General features: G+C 61.0%; 13 protein-coding genes and 1 tRNA gene. 11 read left to right on the forward strand and 3 right to left on the reverse strand.

Annotation, left to right across the window (positions count from 1 at the left end; genetic code table 11):
• Window positions 1–32: 32 nt before the first annotated feature.
• Window positions 33–122: transfer RNA gene (locus ACRQ5J_RS07695), tRNA-Ser, on the forward strand.
• Window positions 123–371: 249 nt separating this feature from the next.
• Here the strand turns inward: ACRQ5J_RS07695 and udk are convergent.
• Both udk and ACRQ5J_RS07705 read right to left on the reverse strand, forming a co-directional pair.
• On the reverse strand, window positions 372–1,016 hold the full coding sequence (udk, locus tag ACRQ5J_RS07700) for a uridine kinase (RefSeq protein WP_432382308.1): 645 nt from the start codon (window positions 1,014–1,016) through the stop codon (window positions 372–374).
• A gap of 203 nt (window positions 1,017–1,219) precedes the next feature.
• Window positions 1,220–2,197: an IS481 family transposase gene (locus tag ACRQ5J_RS07705; protein ID WP_432382310.1), complete on the reverse strand. Its 978-nt coding sequence runs from the start codon at window positions 2,195–2,197 to the stop codon at window positions 1,220–1,222.
• Between the two features lie 155 nt (window positions 2,198–2,352).
• On the opposite strand from ACRQ5J_RS07705, the gene ACRQ5J_RS07710 reads away from it, so the two are divergent.
• The 4 genes from ACRQ5J_RS07710 (at window position 2,353) to ACRQ5J_RS07725 (ending at window position 6,226) form a co-directional block, all read left to right on the forward strand.
• Window positions 2,353–2,763: a BPSL0067 family protein gene (locus ACRQ5J_RS07710; RefSeq protein ID WP_432382312.1), complete on the forward strand. Its 411-nt coding sequence runs from the start codon at window positions 2,353–2,355 to the stop codon at window positions 2,761–2,763.
• Window positions 2,750–3,172, forward strand: a complete 423-nt coding sequence (locus ACRQ5J_RS07715) for an STY0301 family protein (protein ID WP_432382314.1) — start codon at window positions 2,750–2,752, stop codon at window positions 3,170–3,172. The genes ACRQ5J_RS07710 and ACRQ5J_RS07715 overlap by 14 nt, the downstream gene beginning before the upstream one ends.
• Window positions 3,173–3,350: 178 nt before the next feature.
• Window positions 3,351–4,601, forward strand: a complete 1,251-nt coding sequence (locus tag ACRQ5J_RS07720; RefSeq protein ID WP_432382316.1) for an MFS transporter — start codon at window positions 3,351–3,353, stop codon at window positions 4,599–4,601.
• Complete coding sequence (locus ACRQ5J_RS07725; protein ID WP_432382318.1) at window positions 4,598–6,226, forward strand: glycoside hydrolase family 43 protein; 1,629 nt, start codon at window positions 4,598–4,600, stop codon at window positions 6,224–6,226. The genes ACRQ5J_RS07720 and ACRQ5J_RS07725 overlap by 4 nt, the downstream gene beginning before the upstream one ends.
• On the opposite strand, the gene ACRQ5J_RS07730 is transcribed toward ACRQ5J_RS07725, so the two are convergent.
• Window positions 6,213–6,521 carry a hypothetical protein gene (locus tag ACRQ5J_RS07730; RefSeq protein WP_432382320.1) on the reverse strand — a complete coding sequence of 103 codons (309 nt, stop codon included), beginning with the start codon at window positions 6,519–6,521 and terminating at the stop codon, window positions 6,213–6,215. The two genes, ACRQ5J_RS07725 and ACRQ5J_RS07730, sit on opposite strands and share 14 nt — an antisense overlap.
• 107 nt (window positions 6,522–6,628) lie before the next feature.
• Between ACRQ5J_RS07730 and ACRQ5J_RS07735 the strand changes: the two genes are divergently transcribed.
• The 6 genes from ACRQ5J_RS07735 to ACRQ5J_RS07760 all read left to right on the forward strand — a co-directional run bounded on the left by ACRQ5J_RS07735 (window position 6,629) and on the right by ACRQ5J_RS07760 (window position 20,325).
• On the forward strand, window positions 6,629–10,069 hold the full coding sequence (locus ACRQ5J_RS07735; RefSeq protein WP_432382322.1) for a GDSL-type esterase/lipase family protein: 3,441 nt from the start codon (window positions 6,629–6,631) through the stop codon (window positions 10,067–10,069).
• Window positions 10,070–10,212: 143 nt separating this feature from the next.
• A complete protein-coding gene (locus ACRQ5J_RS07740) occupies window positions 10,213–11,427 on the forward strand; it encodes a XylR family transcriptional regulator (protein ID WP_432383606.1) in 1,215 nt (404 codons plus the stop codon).
• Window positions 11,428–11,513: 86 nt separating this feature from the next.
• Window positions 11,514–12,293, forward strand: coding sequence for an SDR family NAD(P)-dependent oxidoreductase (locus ACRQ5J_RS07745; protein WP_432382324.1), 780 nt, complete (start codon window positions 11,514–11,516; stop codon window positions 12,291–12,293).
• A gap of 496 nt (window positions 12,294–12,789) precedes the next feature.
• Window positions 12,790–15,732: a TonB-dependent receptor gene (locus tag ACRQ5J_RS07750; RefSeq protein WP_432382326.1), complete on the forward strand. Its 2,943-nt coding sequence runs from the start codon at window positions 12,790–12,792 to the stop codon at window positions 15,730–15,732.
• Window positions 15,733–15,753: 21 nt separating this feature from the next.
• Complete coding sequence (locus ACRQ5J_RS07755) at window positions 15,754–17,400, forward strand: DUF5597 domain-containing protein (protein ID WP_432382327.1); 1,647 nt, start codon at window positions 15,754–15,756, stop codon at window positions 17,398–17,400.
• A gap of 51 nt (window positions 17,401–17,451) precedes the next feature.
• Window positions 17,452–20,325, forward strand: coding sequence for a TIM-barrel domain-containing protein (locus tag ACRQ5J_RS07760; protein ID WP_432382329.1), 2,874 nt, complete (start codon window positions 17,452–17,454; stop codon window positions 20,323–20,325).
• Window position 20,326 lies beyond the last annotated feature (1 nt).

Below are 20,326 nucleotides of genomic sequence, written 5' to 3' on the forward strand. Positions count from 1 at the left end.
AATTCGGCGCTTCCCGAAGTTTGGGAAATGCAGGAGAGGTGGATGAGTGGTTGAAGTCGCACGCCTGGAAAGCGTGTATAGGTTAATAGCCTATCGGGGGTTCGAATCCCCTCTCTCCGCCAGGAACACAAATGTAAAAAGGCCACCCTCGGGTGGCCTTTTACATTTGTTTCCTGGCGGAGAGAAGCAGAGCCCCTGCGGGCTCTGCGCGGGGATTCGAAGGGCTTCCCCTGCAGGGGAAGCCCTCTCCGAATCGTCCGACTGCCACCGCAACGCGGTGGCGCGCCGAAGGCGCCGCGCGGAGCGCCAGAAAAATTCCCACAAGCACTATCTTCCCATCAATGCCCGAATGTCGGCACTGACGCCGAGGGTTAGACTGGGCGTTTCGACTGGCCGATCACGCTGGCGACCTTGGTGGTAATCATATCCACCGCAGGACCGTTGGCGCCGTGCGGAATAATGATGTCGGCGTTGCGCTTGGTCGGTTCGATAAATTGTTTGTGCATCGGGCGCACGGTTTCCAGATATTGGTTGACCACGCTCTCCACCGAGCGGCCACGTTCGGTGATATCGCGTTGCATGCGGCGGATAAAGCGAATGTCGGAGGCGGTATCGACAAAGATCTTCAGTGACATCATGTCGCACAACTCCGGGTCATACAGCGCAAACAGGCCTTCGATGACGATGACCGGCGCCGGCTTGACCGGAATGGTGTGGCTGGACCGGTTGTGCAGCTTGAAGTCGTACTCCGGCATCTCGATCGCATGGCCGTTGCGCAAGGCTTGCACATGTTGCACCAGCAGAGACCATTCGAAAGCCTGTGGGTGGTCGTAATTGGTTCGAGGGCGGACTTCAGGGGAGAGGTGCGTCTGATCCAGGTAATAGTCGTCTTGCATCACGACGGAGACCATATCAGCGCCAAAGGCTGCCAGCACTTTTTGGGACACAGTGGACTTGCCACTGCCGCTACCGCCTGCGACCCCAATGATAAACGGTTGGAAGGAAATCGTATTCATGCCGAATGATACCGGAACTGCGACTAAATCGACAGTATCGGCAGCTAAAGTCGGGATTGCAAGCCGCCGACGCTCTCTGTACGTGCCCAGATGCGGCGCTGTGCAAAAGCGTAAGTTGTTTAGAGCTTGATGAAAATATCGTTGTTCTTTGCGTCGAGCCAAACTGAGTTAAGGTTTGGCAATAAACAATGTGGTTTTACTAGCTAGTTGTCCACTCCCGTCTGTTCATAAACCCGTTTTACAAATAGGTCGGGTTTCTGTTGCTGCCATAGTTTAAGAGCCTGAATCGGTGTTTTTGAACCGATGGCGCGCTGGGGAATGTGATGGTTGTACAGTTGGAGGTAATTTCTCAGCGTCGTCTCCAGCTCGGCCTGGCTGTCGAAGCGGGTTTGCTGAAGAAGCTCGTTGATACGGCCATTGAAGCGCTCGACCATGCCGTTGGTTTGTGGATGACGAGGTGGCGCCAGGCGGTGTTCAATATCCATGCCGGCGCAGACCTTATCGAACACATGCCGGCCGCTGGGTTTCTTGTCCTTGGTCGTGAAGCGGTCCGTAAACTGCGAGCCGTTGTCGGTCAGGATCTTGGCGATTTTGATTGGTGAGGCCTCCTTCAACCGCCGTAGAAAATCGATGCTGCTGGTGTCGCTCATGTCGTGATAGATGTGCAGGAAGACCCAGCGCGTGGCGCGGTCGATAGCCACGAACAAATAGCGGCGCGAAGTTTCATCGGGCATCTGCGGCAGGTACTTGATGTCGATGTGAACGAAGCCTGGTTCGTAGTCCTTGAAGGTCTTCTTGGACGAGATCGTTTCTCCCTCGGCCTTGGGAATGACGTCCTCCAGACGCGCCATGCCTTCGCGTTTGAGCAGGCGGGCGATGCCCGAGCGCGAGGCGTCGGCGTTGATGTACTGCTTGGTGATGTAGACCAGATCGTCGAGCGGCAAGTACAACGTTTGGCGCAGCGATAGCACAATGGCCTCCTGCGCTTCGCTCAAGGTCGTATGCAGGGTATGGGCACGATGGGAGCGGTCTTGAACATCGTCACGCTTAAGCCATTTGGCTGCCGTGGATCGCGTGACGTTGAAGACCTTCGCCGCCTGCCGGTCTGACAGTCCGGAGTCCTTGATCTCCTGGCGGATTTTGGGAGTGGTACGGGCTTGTGGATGAATGCGCATAGTCATGCTCTCGATGTCTCCAGTGCGATCTTGCGGGGGCGCGATGATCGCGGCGACAGGTCTGCGATCAGTTCCTCCAGTATGACCTTGGCGCGAAACAAAGGCCAGCTACGACGAGGGATATGATCGCACGGAACTAAACAGCTAGTTGAGGAGCTACCATGCCCCATGTTTATGCTAATGCGCTAAAACTGCAGAACAAGCCCAAGATAGGGCGCGGAGATTGTGTTGAGCTGGTTCAGCAGTTTACGCAGGTTGGGTGGACGGGGAAGTGGCGTCCATGGGTGTCAGTACTGGATGCGGGCTTTATCCGGACTGGTACAGTGATCGCGACTTTCGATAAGAACGGCAGATATCCTAATAAGGCAAGTGGCAACCATGCCGCGTTCTTCGTCGGCATGGGACCGCTCGATTCTCATACTGGACGGCCGGCCTACATTCTTGTGATGGACCAATGGAAACTGAAGCGCAATATTCATGAGCGCAAGATCTATTCCCGAGGTCGATCCAAGGCAGAGGGAAATATCTATGATGATTCGGACAATGCGGATATGTTTTATGTGGTCGAGTAAATCCTTAGCCCTTGGCTTGGTCCTGGTGAAAAGCGCAATAGCTGCGCCAGTCGACCTGCAATGCCCGGCACCCTATCCGGATCGGCAGCAGTGGACGAATTTGCAAAAGCAGGGCTGGCTCATGCTGAGTGACCACCAGGGACGTCCCGTACTGGTGGAGGCAGGCGTACTCGTTGGTGACGCAACAGGTAATGGCGAGCTGCGAGGTGCTGATCTGGCGATGGGGGCAGGTCGCCAGTTCGGCTTCGCCGGCACGGAAACGGATGGTGCGAAGTGGTTTTACTGTCACTATGGGACGGGAGCCGGTGTGCGACTGGCGTATCAGCTTCCGGTCAGCGTCAAGCATTGCCGAACCGTGGAGCGGCTGGCCGGACGGCAGCTGGTGCAGGCCAGCATCCGATGCGAATGAGCGATGGGTGGTTACCCGAAGCACGCAGTTGTGCGATGTACGGCTGTCGTATCGCTCACATATCGTAATAAGCCCACTTCCGGAACGCCTGCGAGACGCCAAAAACTTCACGATTGCGCAATCATTTCGGCCACATCCTGTGTTATGGTTGCACCCATTACAAAATGATTGCGCAATCATGTTCAATAAAAAAATACGGGGACTACGCTGGTGGATGATCAGCCTGATCATGCTGGGGGCGGTAATCAACTACCTCACCCGCAGCACACTGGCGGTGGCGGCGCCCACGCTGCTGGCTGAACTGAGCATCAGCACCAAGGAATATTCCTATATCACCGCCGCCTTCCAGGGTGCGATCATGTTGCAGCCGCTGGCCGGCTATGTGCTCGATGTAATCGGCCTGAAGTTCGGCTTTGCGATGTTCGCCACTGCCTGGTCGATCATTTGCATGTTGCACGGCATGGCCACCAACTGGCAGACGCTGGCCGTGCTGCGCGGCCTGCTGGGATTGGCCGAAGGCTCGGCCAATCCGGCCGGCATGAAGGCTGTGTCCGAATGGTTTCCGGCCAAGGAACGCGGCATGGCCGGCGGGATTTTCAATATCGGTGCGTCGTTCGGCTCGATGCTGGCGCCGCCGCTGGTGGTGTGGGCGATCTTGCATTACAACTGGCAGTCCGCGTTTGTCATCACCGGTGCGCTGGGCCTGATCTGGGTGGCGATGTGGCTGCTGCTGTACGACGCGCCGGCGCGCCATCGCCGCCTGTCGCAGCAGGAGAAGGAGCATATCGCCGCCGGCCAGGAGCAGCATCTGGAAGGCGATGGCAAGAAGCCGTCGATTCTCAGCATTCTGAAGATGCGCAATTTCTGGGGCATCGCGTTGCCGCGTTTTCTGGCGGACCCGGCCTGGGGAACGCTGTCGTTCTGGGTGCCGCTGTACCTGACCACGGTGCGCCATTTCGATCTGGCGCAGATCGCGATGTTTGCCTGGCTGCCGTTCCTTGCCGCCGACCTCGGCTGCCTGTTCGGCCCGATGGTGGTGCTGGCGCTGCAAAAGCGCGGCGTCCGCCTGATCAACGCCCGGCGCGCCGCGTTCACACTGGGCGCGATCATGATGATGGGCGTGGCCTTTGTCGGCTATGTCGATAGCCCGTACGCGGCGATTGCCTTGCTGAGCCTGGCGGGCTTCGCGCACCAGACGCTGTCGGTGACCGTGATTACGATGTCGTCCGACCTGTTCCGCCGCAACGAGGTGGCGACCGTGGCCGGCATGTGCGGCACTTTCGGCAACTTCGGCCTGCTGGTGTTTTCGCTGCTGATCGGCGGCCTGATGGCGACGGTCGGCTACACGCCGTTCTTCGTCAGCCTGGCGGTGCTGGACCTGGTGGCGGCGGTGCTGCTGTGGACTTTGGTGCGAGAGAAAACGTCATGATTCAAAACCCTATCCTGAAGGGATTCAATCCCGATCCGTCCATCGTGCGCGTGGGCGACGATTACTACATCGCGACGTCCACCTTCGAGTGGTTCCCCGGCGTGCAAATCCACCATTCGCGCGACCTGGTCAACTGGCGCTTGCTGACGCGTCCGCTCACGCGCGCCAGCCAGCTGAACATGCTGGGCGCGCCCGATTCGTGCGGCGTGTGGGCGCCGTGCCTGAGCTATGCGGATGGCCTGTTCTGGCTGATTTACACCGACGTCAAGCGCTACGGCCGCACGTCCACTGGCGGCGCCACCGGCAGTTCGTCCTTGCGCGACTTCCACAACTATCTGGTGACCAGCCCGGCGATCGAGGGGCCGTGGTCCGATCCGGTGTACCTCAACAGCAGCGGCTTCGATCCATCGTTGTTTCACGACGACGACGGCCGCAAGTATTTGCTCAACCAGTTGTGGGACCACCGTCCGGGCGGCAACCGCTTCAACGGCATCGTGGCGCAGGAGTTCTCGGTGGCCGAAGGCAAGCTGATCGGCAGGCGCGAGAATATTTTCAAAGGGACAGCGCATGGGCTGACCGAGGCGCCGCACTTGTACAAGCGTAACGGCTACTACTACCTGCTGACCGCCGAGGGCGGCACCGGCTGGAACCACGGCGTGACGATGGCGCGCTCGCGCAATCTGCACGGGCCGTATGAGTTGCATCCCGAGCAGACAATGCTGACCTCGCGCCACCGGCCCGATGCCGCGTTGCAGCGCGCAGGCCACGCGGATATTGTCGAGACGCAGTATGGCCAGACCTACATGGCCTATCTGTGCGGCCGGCCGCTGCGCAACCGCGGCGTCTGCACGCTGGGCCGCGAGACGGCGCTGCAGCCGGTTGTGTGGGACGAGGATGGCTGGCTGCGCACGCTGGACGGGCAGGGCACGCCGCAGTTGCAGGCCGCCGCGCCGGGCTTGCCGGAGCATCGTTTTGAACCGGCGCCGGTGCGCGAAGAGTTTGACGCGCCCGAGTTGCCGCTGGCGTTCCAGTGGCTGCGCTCGCCGTGGCCGGAGGAGTTGTTCAGTCTGACCGATCGTCCTGGCTTCCTGCGCCTGTACGGCCGCGAGAGCCTCGGCAGCACCTTCCGCCAGGCGCTGGTGGCGCGGCGTCAGCAGTCGCATTGCTACAGTGCGTCGACGCTGGTGGAGTTTGAGCCGGAGCATTATCAACAGCAGGCGGGGCTGGTGTGCTACTACAACGCGTCCAAGTTCCACTACCTGTACATCAGCAATGATGAGTTGATAGGCAAGCATTTGCGGGTGATGAGCAGCTTGCCCAACCATGTGCAGACCGATACGTTCACCGCGCCGATCGCCTTGCCGTCCGGCCCGGTCGAATTGCGCGTGGAGGTCGATGAGGAACGACTGTACTTCGGCTATCGCGTGCTGGGAGGCGAGTGGCAGTGGCTGCCGCAGATCTTCGACGCCAGCATCCTGTCGGACGAGGCCAACGCGCCGGGGCAGCCTAACTTTACCGGCGCGTTTGTCGGCGTGGCCTGCCAGGACATGGCCGGCACGGGGTTGCATGCGGATTTCGATTACTTCGAGTACCGCGAGCGGCCGTTTGTCCTTAATCCGAAGTAGGCGGATTCTTATCACGCCTGGCGGTATCGTTCTGGAGCTTTTCCAAAAGCGCTGCGGTCGCTTCCGCCTGCTTCCTGTTGGTTTCGGTCTGTTGCGTGATCTTCGATTGCAGGGCGCTCATCTCCTTGCCGAATGAGAGCGCGCCAAATATATTCGATTGCATGTTTGCGTTCAGCGCCGCGATGCAGAAGGCGGCAGCCAGCACGCTGCTGATGCCGCCGTCCGGACTTCCTGAACGGCGATCTGGGCTTCGAGATTGTTGGCGGGAGGCGTCGTAACCGTTTACGACCGCCAATCAGGTAGACAAGTTCAATATTATTGTGCCGGTTGGTGAATTTCGTAATTGCCGCGCGCGGCTGGCGACAGCACAATGGTGCGCATAAAAATACGCGAGACATCTCTATGAATATCCGCCTTGCCGCTACGCTGGCTGTACTGTCCTCGTCCGCCTTCGCGGCCGCTCCGAATGAACTGAATGTGTACGCCGGCAAGCCGCTGGACTCGTGGCACATTCAGGTGTCCGACTTTGAAACCAATAAAACCCTGCAAGGCGACTCGGTCGAGATTTCGCGCCAGGTCAAGGTGCCGGACAGCGTGGTCACGGTCAGCAAGTCCACCAAGTCGAAAAAGAACGATGCGTTGACGCTCAACTTCAACAAGGCCTGGTATGCCGCGCTGCGCGTCGATGGCGGCAAACCGGTCGATCTGCGTCCGTACCTGGCCAGGGGCGTGTTGGCGTTTGACCTTAATGTACAGGAGTTGTCCGACGGCGGCATCTCGTTCAAGGTGCGTTGCGGCGAGAACTGCGAACGCAGCGTGCCGTATCTGGTGCCGGGCCGCGAGATCGCCGGAAAAGGCTGGAAGCACCTGGTGTTTTCGATGAGCTGCTTCTACCGCGAGGGCGACGATTTCAGCGCCGTGACCCAGCCGTTTGCGCTGGACGGCAGCGGCATCGGCAAGGTGTCGATCGCCAACGTCAAGTACCTGTTGAACGGCAAGCCCAACGCCAGCTGCCCGGATTATAAAACCGTCTCGGTCACGCCGGACAAGCTGAACGAGTCGTGGTCGGTCAACTGGTGGACCAAGCGTCACGAGGACAAGCTGGCCGAGGCCCGCCAACTGGGCAAGAACGCGCAGATCCTGTTTATCGGTGATTCGATCACCCACAACTGGGAGAAGGACGGCTTGCCGGTGTGGAACCGCGTCTACAAGCCGCTGGGCGCGCTGGACCTGGGCTTCGGCGGCGACCGCACCGAGAACGTGCTGTGGCGCATCCAGCATGGCGCGGTGGATGGCCTCGATCCGAAGGTGGCGGTGCTGATGTTCGGCACCAACAATACCGGCCATCGCCAGGAAGATCCGAAGACCACGGCCGCCGGCATCAAGCGCAATATCGAGGAGTTGCAGAAGCGCCTGCCGAATACCAAAATCCTGCTGCTGGCCATCTTCCCGCGCGGCGAGAAGCCGGATGACAAGCTGCGCCAGATTAACGAGCAGGTCAATGCCATCATCGCCGGCTTTGCCGATCAGCAGAAGGTGTTCTTCGCCAATATCAACCAGTCCTTCCTGCAACTGGATGGCACCTTGTCCAAGGACATCATGCCGGACCTGCTGCACCCGAACGAACGCGGCTACGAGATATGGGCCAAGGCCATGGCGCCCGAGCTGAACAAGCTGCTGCCGCAGGCCGCGAACTATGTGTGGGATAACCTGCCGATCGGCGGCAGCGGCTTTGTCTCCGGCCTGGTGTTCAGCAAGACCGAGCCGGGGCTGCTGTACGCCCGCACCGATGTGGGCGGCGCTTATCGCTGGGACGTAAAAAAACGCTGGATTCCGCTGATGGATTGGGTGTCCGATAAGGACACCGGCCTGCTCGGCATCGAATCCCTGGCGCTCGATCCCTCGTCGCCAAACAAGCTCTACCTCACCGCTGGCATCGCTTATCACAACGGCGGCGCCAGCGCGATCCTCAAGTCCGACGACTACGGACAAACCTTCCGGCGCATCGACGTGACCAGCCAGTTTAAGTTCCATGGCAACGGCATGGGGCGCGGCAATGGCGAGAAGCTGCAAGTCGATCCTGCCAACGGCAAGATTTTGTACCTCGGCACGCGCGCCAACGGCCTGTTCCGCAGCGTCGATGAGGGCCAGACCTGGTCGCGCCTGGATGGACTGGACGTGACCACTACCGATAACGGCAACGGCATCAGCTTTGTGCTGCTGGACAGTGGGCGGATCTTCGTCGGCGTTTCGCGCTTTGGCGAGAATATGTATGTGTCTACCGACGGCGGCAAGACGTTCTCGCCGATGCGTGGCGGACCCACACGCCTGATGCCGCATCGCGCCGTGGTGGCCGATGGCAAGCTGGTGGCAACCTTCGCGCTGGGTGGCGGTCCGCATGCGGACAAGGCCAAGGGCGAGACGCTGGACGCGGGCGGCGTGTGGCAGTACGACATCGCCAGCGGCAAGTGGGCGGATATTTCGCCGCCGCTGAATCGTGCGTATGCCGGCATTACGGTGGCGCCGGACAATCCGCTGCGCATGGTGGTGTCGACGATTTCCTGGTATCAGATGCGCGGCGGCATCGGCGATCAGTTCTTCGAGACGCTGGATGGTGGCAAGAGCTGGAAGAGCATCGTTGCCAATGGCGTGCAGATCGATCCGAACGGCGTGAGCTGGATCGGCGGCAGCTTTATTCATTGGGCGGCCAGCATTGCATTCGATCCCTTCGATAGCAAGCGGCTGTGGACGGTGTCGGGCAATGGCGTGTTCGTGTCGGACGATATCCATGCGGAGAAACCGGTGTGGAAGTTCGAGGCGGCCGGGCTGGAGGAGTCGGTGCCGCTGAATCTGGTCAGCATTCCTGGCGGGCCGTTGATTTCGGCGATCGGCGATTATGACGGCTTCCGCCATACGGACTTTACGCGGTACGCGCCGATTCATGCGCCGACCATGGGCACGACCTGGGGCCTCGACTTTGCTGCGCGCAATCCGGCGGTGGTGGTGCGGGCGGGGAGCGCGATGTATATCTCGAAGGATACGGGCGTCAGTTGGCAGAAGACTGCCAGCATGAATGGCAAGCAGGGGCAGGTGGCGGTTAGCGCGGATGGGAAGGTGATTGTGCATTGTCCGGAGAAGTCGACGGTCTGCTATCGCTCGCAGGATGACGGCGCGGTGTGGTCGGAGGTGAAGGGCTTGCACGTCGAGCGCGGCCGGCCGGTCGCGGACCCGGTGAATGCGCGCAAGTTCTATGCGCTGGCCGGCGACCGGATGCTGTTGAGTGTGGACGGCGGCGCCAGCTTTGCTGCGCCAGCGGAGGACGTGGCTGCCACGGCGGAGGCCGGGATGGCGGGGCAGGCGGGGCAGGTGGGGCGGGCCGGGCAGGTGGGGCGGACGCCGCAGGCGGGACAGGCGGAGCGGGCAGCGGATGTCGCGGGGCGGCTGCCGTCTGCGCGCGGGTCGAAAGTGGTGCGGGCGGTGCCGGGCCGGGAGGGCGATGTCTGGGTGGCGCTGTATGACGGCGGCCTGGCCCGCTCAACTGACTCTGGCGCCAGTTTTGCGCTGCTGAAGGGCGTCAGCTATGCAGCGGCGGTCGGCTTCGGCAAGGCCGCGCCGGGGACGGACTTCCCTGCCGTCTACCTGTGGGGCGAAGTTGGCGGTGTGCGCGGCGCCTACCGTTCCACCGACGCCGGCGTCACATGGTTGCGAATTAACGACAATCAACACCAATACGGCGGTCCAGGCGACGCGCAATTCATTCTCGGCGACACGAATACCTTTGGCAACGTTTTCATGAGCACAGCAGGGCGGGGCATTGTTTTCGGCAAACCACGTGCCGAATAAGTATAAAAAACGTAATTTCTTAGGAGAATTTAGTGAATTTCGTTATGGAAAATACGAAATTTGTTATATCAGAGCGATCCGGCAAGCGTGTAACAATATCAAGATGGTCACGTTTGCCTGGAATCGGAGCAGTAGAAATGCAGATGAAGTCACACCGGATTGCATTGCTATTTAACGCAAATAAGATATTTGATCGGGAAGTTATTGCCGGCATTGCCGCCTACCTGAGTTCCACGCGCGCGACGTGGGACTTGTTTCTGGAAGAAGACTTTCGCCTGCGCCTGCCCGGCATCGAAAGCTGGCAGGGCGACGGCATCATCGCCGACTTTGACGACCCGGCGGTGGCCGCCGCGTTGACGCGCAGCCGCATTCCGGTGGTGGCGGTCGGCGGCTCGTATGAAAACCAGGCCGCCTATCCGGAGGACGTGCCCTACGTCGCCACCGACAACTTCAAACTCATCAAGATGGCCCGCGATCACCTGATCGAAGCGGGCCTGCGCCATTTCGCCATGTTCTCGCTGCCGGAGGCGCAGGAGAACCGCTGGGCGCAGGAGCGCGAATACGCCTTCCGCACGCTGATGGAGCAGGACAAGATGGAGCCGCACATCTATCGCGGCCTGGGCACCAGCGCGCCGTCGTGGGACGAGGCGGTGGATCAGCAGATCAAGTGGCTGCACAGTCTTCCTAAACCGGTCGGCATCATCGCCGTCACCGACGCGCGCGCGCGCCAGTTGATGCAGGCTTGTATCATGGCCGGCATCGCGGTGCCGGAGCAGGTGGCGCTGATCGGCATCGACAACGATCCGCTGGCGCGCATGCTCACGCGCATTCCACTCAGCTCGGTGATCCAGGGCGCGCAGGAAATGGGCCGTACCGCCGCGCACCTGCTGGACCAGATGCTGCACGGCGTGCGCATGAGCGGCACGCGTGTGCTGGTGCCGCCGGTCGGCATCAACGTGCTGGCCTCGACGCAGCACGAAGCGCCCAAGCATCCGCACGTGATGCGCGCGCGCCACTTCATCCGCCAGTACGCCTGCCAGGGCATCAAGACGCACCAGGTGGCGGAGTATGTTGGCATTTCGCGCTCGTCGCTGGAATCGTACTTCCGCCAGGAGCTCAATTGCAGCGTGCATGACGTGATCCTGCGCTTCAAGCTCGATGCGGCGACGTCGATGCTGGCGCGCGGTGAGCGCAGCATCGCCGAGGTGGCGCTGTGCTGCGGCTTCACATCGGTGCAGTACATGCACGCGGTGTTCAAGCGCGAGCTCGGATGCACGCCGCGCACCTATCAGGATCGCGCCATGATGGGCATCGTCGATGATGGCCTGGCGCTGCCGGCGCCGGAACTGGCGGCGTAAATAATCGTTGCCGCTGTTGGTGATTTTCGTAATTGCGGTTGACAAGTAGCCAAGTCAAAATCGTCCAGCTATTTTGGAGACAAGACTTGAATAAAAAACTCAACACGCCGCGCGAGCAGGCCATTTATCCCAGCCTCGCCGGCAAGCGCGTGGTCATCACCGGCGGCGGCAGCGGCATTGGCGCCGGCATCGTCGAGGCCTTTGCGCGCCAGGGCGCGCGGGTAACGTTCCTCGATATCGCCGAACAGGATTCGCGTGTGCTGCAAGCCAGCCTGGCCGCGCTGCCTGCACCGCCGGTGTTCGTGCCATGCGACCTGACCGACCTTGATACAGTGGCTGCGACCTTCGCCGACATCGGCGCCGTCGATATCCTCATCAACAACGCGGCCAACGACGACCGCCATGCTATCGGCGATGTCACGCCGGCGTACTGGGAGAACCGCATGGCGGTCAACCTGCGCCACCTGTACTTCTGCGCGCAGGCGGTGGTGCCTGGCATGAAAGCGGCGGGCGGCGGCGTGATCCTGAATTTCAGCTCCATCTCCTGGCATCTCGCGCTGCCCGAACTGACCTTGTACATGACGGCGAAAGCCGGCATCGAAGGCATGACGCGCGGCATGGCGCGTGACCTGGGCCGCGATAACATTCGCATCAACGCCATCATCCCCGGCGGCGTGCGCACGCCGCGCCAGGAAGCGCTGTGGCATACGCCGGAAGAGGAGGCGCGCATCCTGGCGGGCCAATGCCTGCCGCAGCGCGTGGAGATCGGCGATGTGGCGGCGCTGGCGCTGTTCCTCGCATCCGATAGTGCGGCGCGCTGTTCGGGGCGCGAATACTATGTGGACGCGGGATGGTACGGCGCCTGAGCTACTACGCGTGCAAGCGGCCGACGCCAGCGAGCAGCGCCAGATCGCGCAGGTCGCGAACCTGAGGGCGTCGCAAAAGCTGGATGCAAGGTGGCCGTCTTTTGATGTAAACGTTTTTCTTTCGGCGGCCTGCAAAGCCGGGCCGCATCCTCTGTTCTTCCAACGCTACGATTGCTCATAATCATTCGCCCGCTTGGTGATTTTCGCAATTGCGAGTGCGTTTAGTAAAACGCACAATGGCTCAAATTCGCGCGTAGTGGCACCCAGCCACCGGACAGCGGCGATAAAAAAATAGACGACGAGCGAGACGATATCAATGAACACCGGAATTCCGCGCTGTCCAGCGCCTGCGGGATAACTCACCCCGCATCCCTGCATGACCCCCACAGACGAAGACCTATAACAAATGGCCAAAGAGCTATGCAAAATTCGTATAACTTTGGAGAGCGTAAATGAAGCACTTAAAAAAACGGCCATCGCGCTGGGCCTGGCCCAGATGACGATGATGCTGAGCGGCGCAGCCGTAGCCCAGACGGAAGCACCTAAGACTACCGATGCACCGGCGGCGGAACCGGTTGCCGTGATCGTGACCGGCCAGCGCGCGGCGCTGCAATCGGCGCAGAAGATCAAGCAGAACTCCGACGAAATCGTCGATTCCATCGTCGCCGAAGACATGGGCAAGCTGCCTGACCGTTCGGTGACCGAGGTACTGCAGCGCGTGGTCGGCGTGACCATCGACCGGACCATGTCCAAGGGCGACCCGGAGCACTTCTCGGTGGAAGGTTCCGGCGTGTCGATCCGCGGCTTGAGCTACGTGCGCTCGGAGCTGAACGGCCGCGATTCGTTCTCGGCCAACGGCGGCCGCTCGCTGAACTTTGAAGACGTGCCGCCGGAACTGGTGGCCGGCGTCGACATCTACAAAAACCCTTCGGCGGAACAGGTCGAGGGCGCCGTCGGCGGCCTGGTGAACCTGCGCACCGCCATGCCGTTCGATTACAAGGGCTTCAAGGCCTCGGTGTCGGCCGACCGCACCTGGTCGGAACTGAAGCGCGGCAAAACCTCGCCGTCGGCTTCCGGCCTGGTGTCGAACCGCTGGAAAACCGACGCCGGCGAATTCGGCGCCTTGCTGGACCTGGCCTACTCGGAGAGCGGCACCCGCACCGACGCGTTCCAGGTCGAGCCTTACTATCCGCTCAAGGACGCCAACGGCAACAAGGTGTTCGTGCCGAAAGGCGCGCAATGGCGCACGCTGGAATTCAACCGCAAACGCGAAGGCGCGTACGGCGCGCTGCAATGGAAAAAGGACGAGTGGGCCAGCAGCCTGACCTACTTCAAGTCGAAGTACCAAATGCAGTGGGACGAGCAGGCGATTTTCGCCCAGTCCAGTCCTTACAATATCCGCGTTTCTCCCGACGCCACCTTCGGCTCGAACGGCCAACTGCTGACCGGCACCCTGACCGATTCGACCGGCGCCGGCATCAACTTCGGCGACGACACCCGCACCTCGAACCGCAAGTCCGACACCACCGACGTATCGTGGAACCTGCGCTGGCGCCGTAACAGCTGGACTGTTAGCACCGACCTGCAATACATCAAGGCCAAGACCAACAACCTGGACTCCACCGTCGCCACCGGCATCCAGATGCCGAAGGAGAAGCTGGACCTGACGGGCAATGTGCCGCGGATTATCTTCGACGACGCGGACCGCGCCTACCTGGCCAATCCAAACAACTACTACTGGGCCTTCACCCAGGAGCACCTGGACCGCAGCAAGGCGGATGAAAAAGCCTGGAAAACCGACGTCAAATATGACTTCGATAATCCGGTGCTGCGCGACGTGCGTTTCGGCGTGCGCCTGACCGACCGCGAGGCCGTTACCACCAACTCCAATCCAAGCTACCACTGGGCCGCCATCACCCAGCCATGGCAGGGCGAGATTTCGGGCCTGGCCTACCTTGGCGACCCGCGCTTCGCCGGCAACGTCAACCTGCACACCTTCGACAACTTCTTCAACGGCGGCGTGTCCGTGCCTTCCGTGGTGTTCCCGAACGTCTCGCTGGCGCAGGGCTTCCCTGGCACCTATACCGAGCTGCATAAGTACTACGAAATCCTGTGCAAGGAAAAAGGCACGAGCAATTGCGCCGCCTGGACGCCGGCCACTTTCGGCACCGACCCTGCCGGCACCAACCGCCAGAAGGAAAAGACCAAGGCGCTGTATGGCCAGTTGCGCTTCGGCTGGGACAACCTGAAGTATCCGGTGGACGGTAATGTCGGCCTGCGCTACGTGAAGACCGATTCGACCGCGTTCGGCTACACCGTCTTCAATTCGACCGCGCCGACCGGCACCCTGACCGGCGTGCCGATTCCTTCGATCGCGCCGTTCTCCAAGTCGCAGGACTACGATAACAGCTACCACAACGTGCTGCCTAGCCTGAACCTGCGCCTGAAGGCCAGCGACACGCTGCAGTTCCGCTTCGCTGCCGCCTCGGCGCTGTCGCGCCCTGACTTCTCGCAGCTGCAGGCCTACACCACCTTGTCGCAATCGGCGGACACCACCACCATCAACGGCGTGACCACCGTGAACAGCGTCAGCCACACCGGCTCCGGCGACGGCAACCCGATGCTGCGTCCAACCACCTCCAAGCAGGTCGACCTGACGATGGAATGGTACTTCGCGCCTACCGGCTCCTTCACCGCAGCGATCTTCAACAAGCGCCTGAAGGACGTGGTGGTCAAGCAGGTGTACAACTACCAGCTGCCCGACACCACCGGCCGCATGCAGGACTTCACCGTCACTGGTCCGATCAATGGCGCCCGTGGCCATGCGCGCGGTATCGAACTGGCTTACCAGCAGTACTTCGACCAACTGCCGGGCGCCTGGTCGGGCCTGGGCTTGCAAGCCAACTTCACCTTCGTGGACAGCGAGCGCAAACTGTATAACTCGGTCTATTCGAAGTACTGCACCGGCGGTAATAACGCGGCCAACCTGAATCTCAACCTGAACGGTTGCGACACCGACGGCACCACCTTCGGCAACCTGCCACTGGAAGGCCTGTCGCGCCAGTCGGCCAACGTGGCGCTGCTGTACGACAAAGGCCCGATCTCGGCGCGCCTGGCGTACAACTGGCGTTCGAAATCGCTGCAGGCGGTCAACGTCAACGGCACCAACGGCAGCGACGGCACGGACACCAATCCGGCCAGCCCGACCTATGGCCAGACCAACGTCGCCTGGGCGCTGCCTACCTGGTCGGATGCATACGGCCAGCTGGACGCAGCGTTCTTCTACAAGTTCAGCGACAAGATCCAACTGGGCCTGGAAGCGCAGAACCTGACCGACGCCACCTACAAGCAGCTGATGCAGCAAAACATCGGTATGATGGGGCGCGCATGGTTCAAGACCGGCCGCCGTGTAGTGGCAAAACTGAGCTACGACTTCTAATCTAACGAAAGGCATTTAACGATGAAGCAATCCGCCCGCCAGCTTGTTTTCTCCCTCAGTTTAATGATGGCCGCAGCTGGCGCGGCGGCCGCCTCGGATATTCCGCAGATCGTCAAGAAGGACGGCCGTTTCGCCTTGATGGTGGACGGTGCGCCCTTCGTCGTTCTCGGCGGCCAGGCGCAGAATTCCAGTAACTATCCGCTGGCCCTGGACAAGGTGTTCGCCGCCATCCGGGACATGAACGCCAACACCCTCGAAATCCCGGTCGCCTGGGAGCAGATCGAGCAGGTGGAAGGCAAGTTCGATTTCAGCTACGTCGATACCCTGGTGGCGGAAGCCCGCAAGAACAAGGTCAAACTGGTGCTGCTGTGGTTCGGCACCTGGAAGAACACCGGCCCAAGCTACACGCCGGAATGGGTCAAGTTCAACAACGCGCGCTTCCCGCGCATGCTGGACAAGAACGGCAAGATCACCTACTGCCTGTCGCCGCAGGGTGAGGAGACGCTGAAGGCCGACAAGAAGGCCTTCGTGGCGCTGATGACCCACATTAAGAAGATCGACGAGGCGCAGCGCACCGTGATAATGGTGCAGGTCGAAAACGAAGTGGGCACCTACGGTTTCGCGCGCGATTACGCGCCGAAGGCCGAGGCGCTGTTTAACAAGCCGGTGCCGCAGGCGGTGCTGGACTATAAAAAATCGCCGGTCGCGCTGGCGAAAACCGGCACCTGGAAGCAGGTCTATGGCGACTACGCCGACGAATACTTCCATGCCTATTCGATCGCCAGCTATATCGAGGAAATCGCCAAGGCCGGCCGCGCGGTCTACAACCTGCCGATGTTCGTCAATAACTCGCAGCGCGATTCGCTGGAAGATCCGGTCAAGCCGTGGAAAGAGAATTTCGCCAGCGGCGGCCCGACCTACGACGTGATCGACATCTACCGCGCGGCCGCGCCGCACATCGATTTTGCCGGCCCGGATATCTACGGCCCGGATTCGAAGAAGTTCACCGCGTCGCTGAACCTGTTTCAGCGCAAGGACAATCCGCTAATGGTGCCGGAGATGAGCAACGCGTCCGAATATGTGCGCTATACCTACCTGGTGCTGGGCCGCGGCGCCATCGGCTTCTCGCCGTTCGGCATCGACTACGCGGACTACAGCAATTTCCCGCTGGGTCACAAGGCCACCGACAAGACCATGGTGGAACCGTTCGGCAAAATCTACGCCGCCTTCCGCCCGATGGAGCGCCAGTGGGCCAAGTGGGCGTTTGAAGGCCGCACCTACGGTGTGGCCGAAGGCGACGACCGCCAGCCGCAGACGGTCGATATGAAAGGCTGGAAGGCGACCATCTCGTTCCGCGAGTGGCAGTTCGGCGAGCGTGAATATTTCAAGGACGTGAAGGATCTGCCGGCAGGCACCGAGAAGCCGAATGGCGGCGTGTCCATCGCGCAGATCAGCGACAACGAGTTTGTTATCATCGGCCAGCGCGCGCGCGTGAAGATCGATCACGCCGGCGGCAAGCCGACCATGTGGGCACGCGTGGAAGAAGGGCGCTACGACCCTTCCGGCAAGTGGATCATGGAACGCAACTGGAACGGCGACCAGACCGACTATGGCCTCAACCTGACCGGCAATCCGGTGGTGTTGAAGGTGAAGGTAGGCACATACTGATGCAACGCGTCCCGCGCACCGCGCGGGACAACCATTCAATACGGAGACAATATGCGTATCAAGACTATCGCTCACGCGGCCTCGTGCCTGGCCGTGATCGCCGCCGGCCAATCCGTCGCCGGCACCTTTGAAAAGACCGCCACCGGTGTGGTCATCAAGCCCGATACCGGCGCCGCCAAGGAAGTGCGCCTGGATGTCATGGCCGATAACATCATCCACGTGGTGAAGCTGGACCAGGCGGGCAAGCCGCTGAATCCATCGCTGATGACCGTGGCCGCTCCTGTTAGCGGTAACTTCAGCGTCGCCGCATCGGGCAAGGACAAGGTCACGCTGAAGGCGAAGAAGATTTCGGTGGCGGTGTCGCTGGCCACCGGCCAGGTGCAGTTCTTTAACGCCGCCGGCAAAGCCTTCCTGACGCAGAACGCCGAGAGCATGTCGCCGGTCGATATCGACGGCAAGCCGTTCCTGGCGGTGAAGCAGGGCTTCAACTACGGCACCAAGGACGCCTTCTATGGCCTGGGCCAGCATCAGAACCACCAGATGAACCTCAACGGCGAGGATGTGCTGCTGATGCAGCACAATATGGCGATTGCCGTGCCGTTCGTGGTGTCTGACAAAAACTACGGCGTCCTGTGGGATAACAATTCGATCTCGCGCTTCGGCGACAGCAAGCCGTATGCGTGGCTGAGCCGCGACCTGAAACTGACGGATGCCGACGGCAAAGCCGGCGGCCTTACCGCCCGCTACTACGTTGGCGACAAGCTGGTGTTCACGCGCCAGGAAAAGGACATCGCCTACCAGTACCTGAAGGACGTGGCGGAAAACTGGCCCAAGGAAGCCGGCGATCCGAAAGCCCCCAACCTGAAGGTGGTGTGGGAGGGCACGATGGCGTCCGACAAGCCGGGCGTGCACAAGATGCAGCTGTACTCGTCGGACTACGCCAAGCTGTCCATCGACGGCAAGGAAGTGATGGACGTGTGGCGCCAGGGCTGGAATCCGTGGTATCACAACTTTGAAGTGAAGTTCGAGGCCAACAAGCCCGTCAAGCTGCACCTGGAATGGAAGCCGAGCGGCGGCATGGTGGCGATCACCCACAACGATCCGCTGCCGCAGGACGAGCGCCATTCGCTGACCTTCTCGTCGGAAGTCGCGCAGAGCATCAACTACTACGTGGTGAGCGGCGAGAGCATCGACAACGTTATCGCCGGCTACCGTCACCTGACCGGCCAGGCGCCGATGATGCCTAAGTGGGCCTACGGCTTCTGGCAGTCGCGCCAGCGCTACGAGACGCAGGAGCAGCTGCTGGGCGTTCTGCGCGAGTACCGCAAGCAGGGCTGGCCGGTTGATAACATGGTGCAGGACTGGTTCTACTGGCCGCAGGACGGCTGGGGTTCGCACGACTTTGACAAGGCACGCTTCCCGGACGCGAAAGCGATGGTGGACGAAGTTCACAAGGCCAACGCCCGCATCATGATTTCGATCTGGGGCAAGTTCTACGCCAACACCGACAACTACAAGGAGCTGGCATCCAAAGGCTATATGTGGACCAAGAACGTCGAGAACGGCGATCTGGATTGGGTCGGCCCAGGCTACAAGAACAGCCACTACGACCCGTACACCAAGGAAGCGCGCGATATCTACTACCGCCAGATGAAGTCCAAGCTGGTGGACCTGGGCTTCGACGCCTGGTGGATGGATAACACCGAACCCGATGTGCTGTCGAACACCCGTCCGGCAGACTTCAAGAAGCTGATCGGCCCGACCGTGTATGGCGGCGGCGAGATCACCTTCAATCCGTATAGCCTGGTGCACACGGAGGGCTTCTACAATCACCTGAAGGCCGACCAGCCGGAGAAGCGCCAGTTCATCCTGTCGCGTTCCGGCTTCGCCGGCATCCAGCGCAACGGTACGGCGCTGTGGAGCGGCGACACCGCCAGCCGCTGGAACAATCTGTACGACCAGATTTCGGCCGGTGTGAGCATGTCGATGTCCGGCATTCCTAACTGGACGCACGATATCGGCGGCTATGCGCAGGAGACGCGCTTCCAGGTTGGCGAAGTCGGCTCGGCGCAGGAAAACCGCAGTACCGGCATCAAGGAAGGCAACCCGGAAGACCTGAAGGAATGGCGCGAGCTGAATCTGCGCTGGTTCCAGTTCGGCGCGTTCTCGCCGCTGTTCCGCTCCCACGGCGAAGTGGTGAAGCGCGAGATCCACGAAATTTCGCCGGCCGGTTCGCCGATGCGCGAGTCGATGGTCTGGTACGACCAGCTGCGTTATCGCCTGATGCCTTACATTTACTCGACCGCCGCCGAGACGCACTACGAGTCCGGCTCCATCATGCGCGGCCTGGTGATGGACTTCCCGCATGACGATGCGGTGAAGAACATCAACGACCAGTACCTGTTCGGCCGCAGCATGCTGGTGGCGCCGGTGTACGTGTACGGCGCGCGCGAGCGCAGCGTCTACATGCCGAAGGGCGCCGACTGGTATGACCTGTACACCGGTGAAGTGCACAAGGGCGGCACCAGGGCGACCATCAAGGCGCCTGAAACGCGCATGCCGGTGCTGGTCAAGGCCGGCGCCATCGTGCCGGTTGGTCCGGTGACGCAATATGTGGACGAGAAGCCGGATGCGCCGATCACGCTGTACGTGTACACCGGCGCCGATGGAAAATTCAGCCTGTACGAAGATGATGGCGTCAGCAACGCCTACCTGCGCGGTGAGGCCAGCCGTATTCCATTGAGCTACAATGACAAGACCGGCGTGGTCACCATTGGCGACCGCACCGGCCAGTACAAGGGCATGGTGGCCAAGCGCCAGTTCAAGGTACGCTTCATCAAACCTGGCGTTTCGAGCACCGATAACTTCGACGTGGCCGACAAGTCTGTCAGCTACGAGGGCAAGGCCGTTACCGTAAAGCGCTGAT

It is taken from the genome of Duganella sp. P38 (assembly GCF_050859475.1).
Classification (GTDB): Bacteria; Pseudomonadota; Gammaproteobacteria; order Burkholderiales; family Burkholderiaceae_D; genus Rugamonas.

Bases quoted from the DNA above. Each gene is read 5' to 3' on its own strand.
- udk (WP_432382308.1), bottom strand. From the start codon at position 1,016: ATGAATACGATTTCCTTCCAACCGTTTATCATTGGGGTCGCAGGCGGT.
- ACRQ5J_RS07705 (WP_432382310.1), bottom strand. From the start codon at position 2,197: ATGACTATGCGCATTCATCCACAAGCCCGTACCACTCCCAAAATCCGC.
- ACRQ5J_RS07710 (WP_432382312.1), top strand. From the start codon at position 2,353: ATGCCCCATGTTTATGCTAATGCGCTAAAACTGCAGAACAAGCCCAAG.
- ACRQ5J_RS07715 (WP_432382314.1), top strand. From the start codon at position 2,750: ATGTGGTCGAGTAAATCCTTAGCCCTTGGCTTGGTCCTGGTGAAAAGC.
- ACRQ5J_RS07720 (WP_432382316.1), top strand. From the start codon at position 3,351: ATGTTCAATAAAAAAATACGGGGACTACGCTGGTGGATGATCAGCCTG.
- ACRQ5J_RS07725 (WP_432382318.1), top strand. From the start codon at position 4,598: ATGATTCAAAACCCTATCCTGAAGGGATTCAATCCCGATCCGTCCATC.
- ACRQ5J_RS07735 (WP_432382322.1), top strand. From the start codon at position 6,629: ATGAATATCCGCCTTGCCGCTACGCTGGCTGTACTGTCCTCGTCCGCC.
- ACRQ5J_RS07740 (WP_432383606.1), top strand. From the start codon at position 10,213: ATGAAGTCACACCGGATTGCATTGCTATTTAACGCAAATAAGATATTT.
- ACRQ5J_RS07750 (WP_432382326.1), top strand. From the start codon at position 12,790: ATGACGATGATGCTGAGCGGCGCAGCCGTAGCCCAGACGGAAGCACCT.
- ACRQ5J_RS07755 (WP_432382327.1), top strand. From the start codon at position 15,754: ATGAAGCAATCCGCCCGCCAGCTTGTTTTCTCCCTCAGTTTAATGATG.
- ACRQ5J_RS07760 (WP_432382329.1), top strand. From the start codon at position 17,452: ATGCGTATCAAGACTATCGCTCACGCGGCCTCGTGCCTGGCCGTGATC.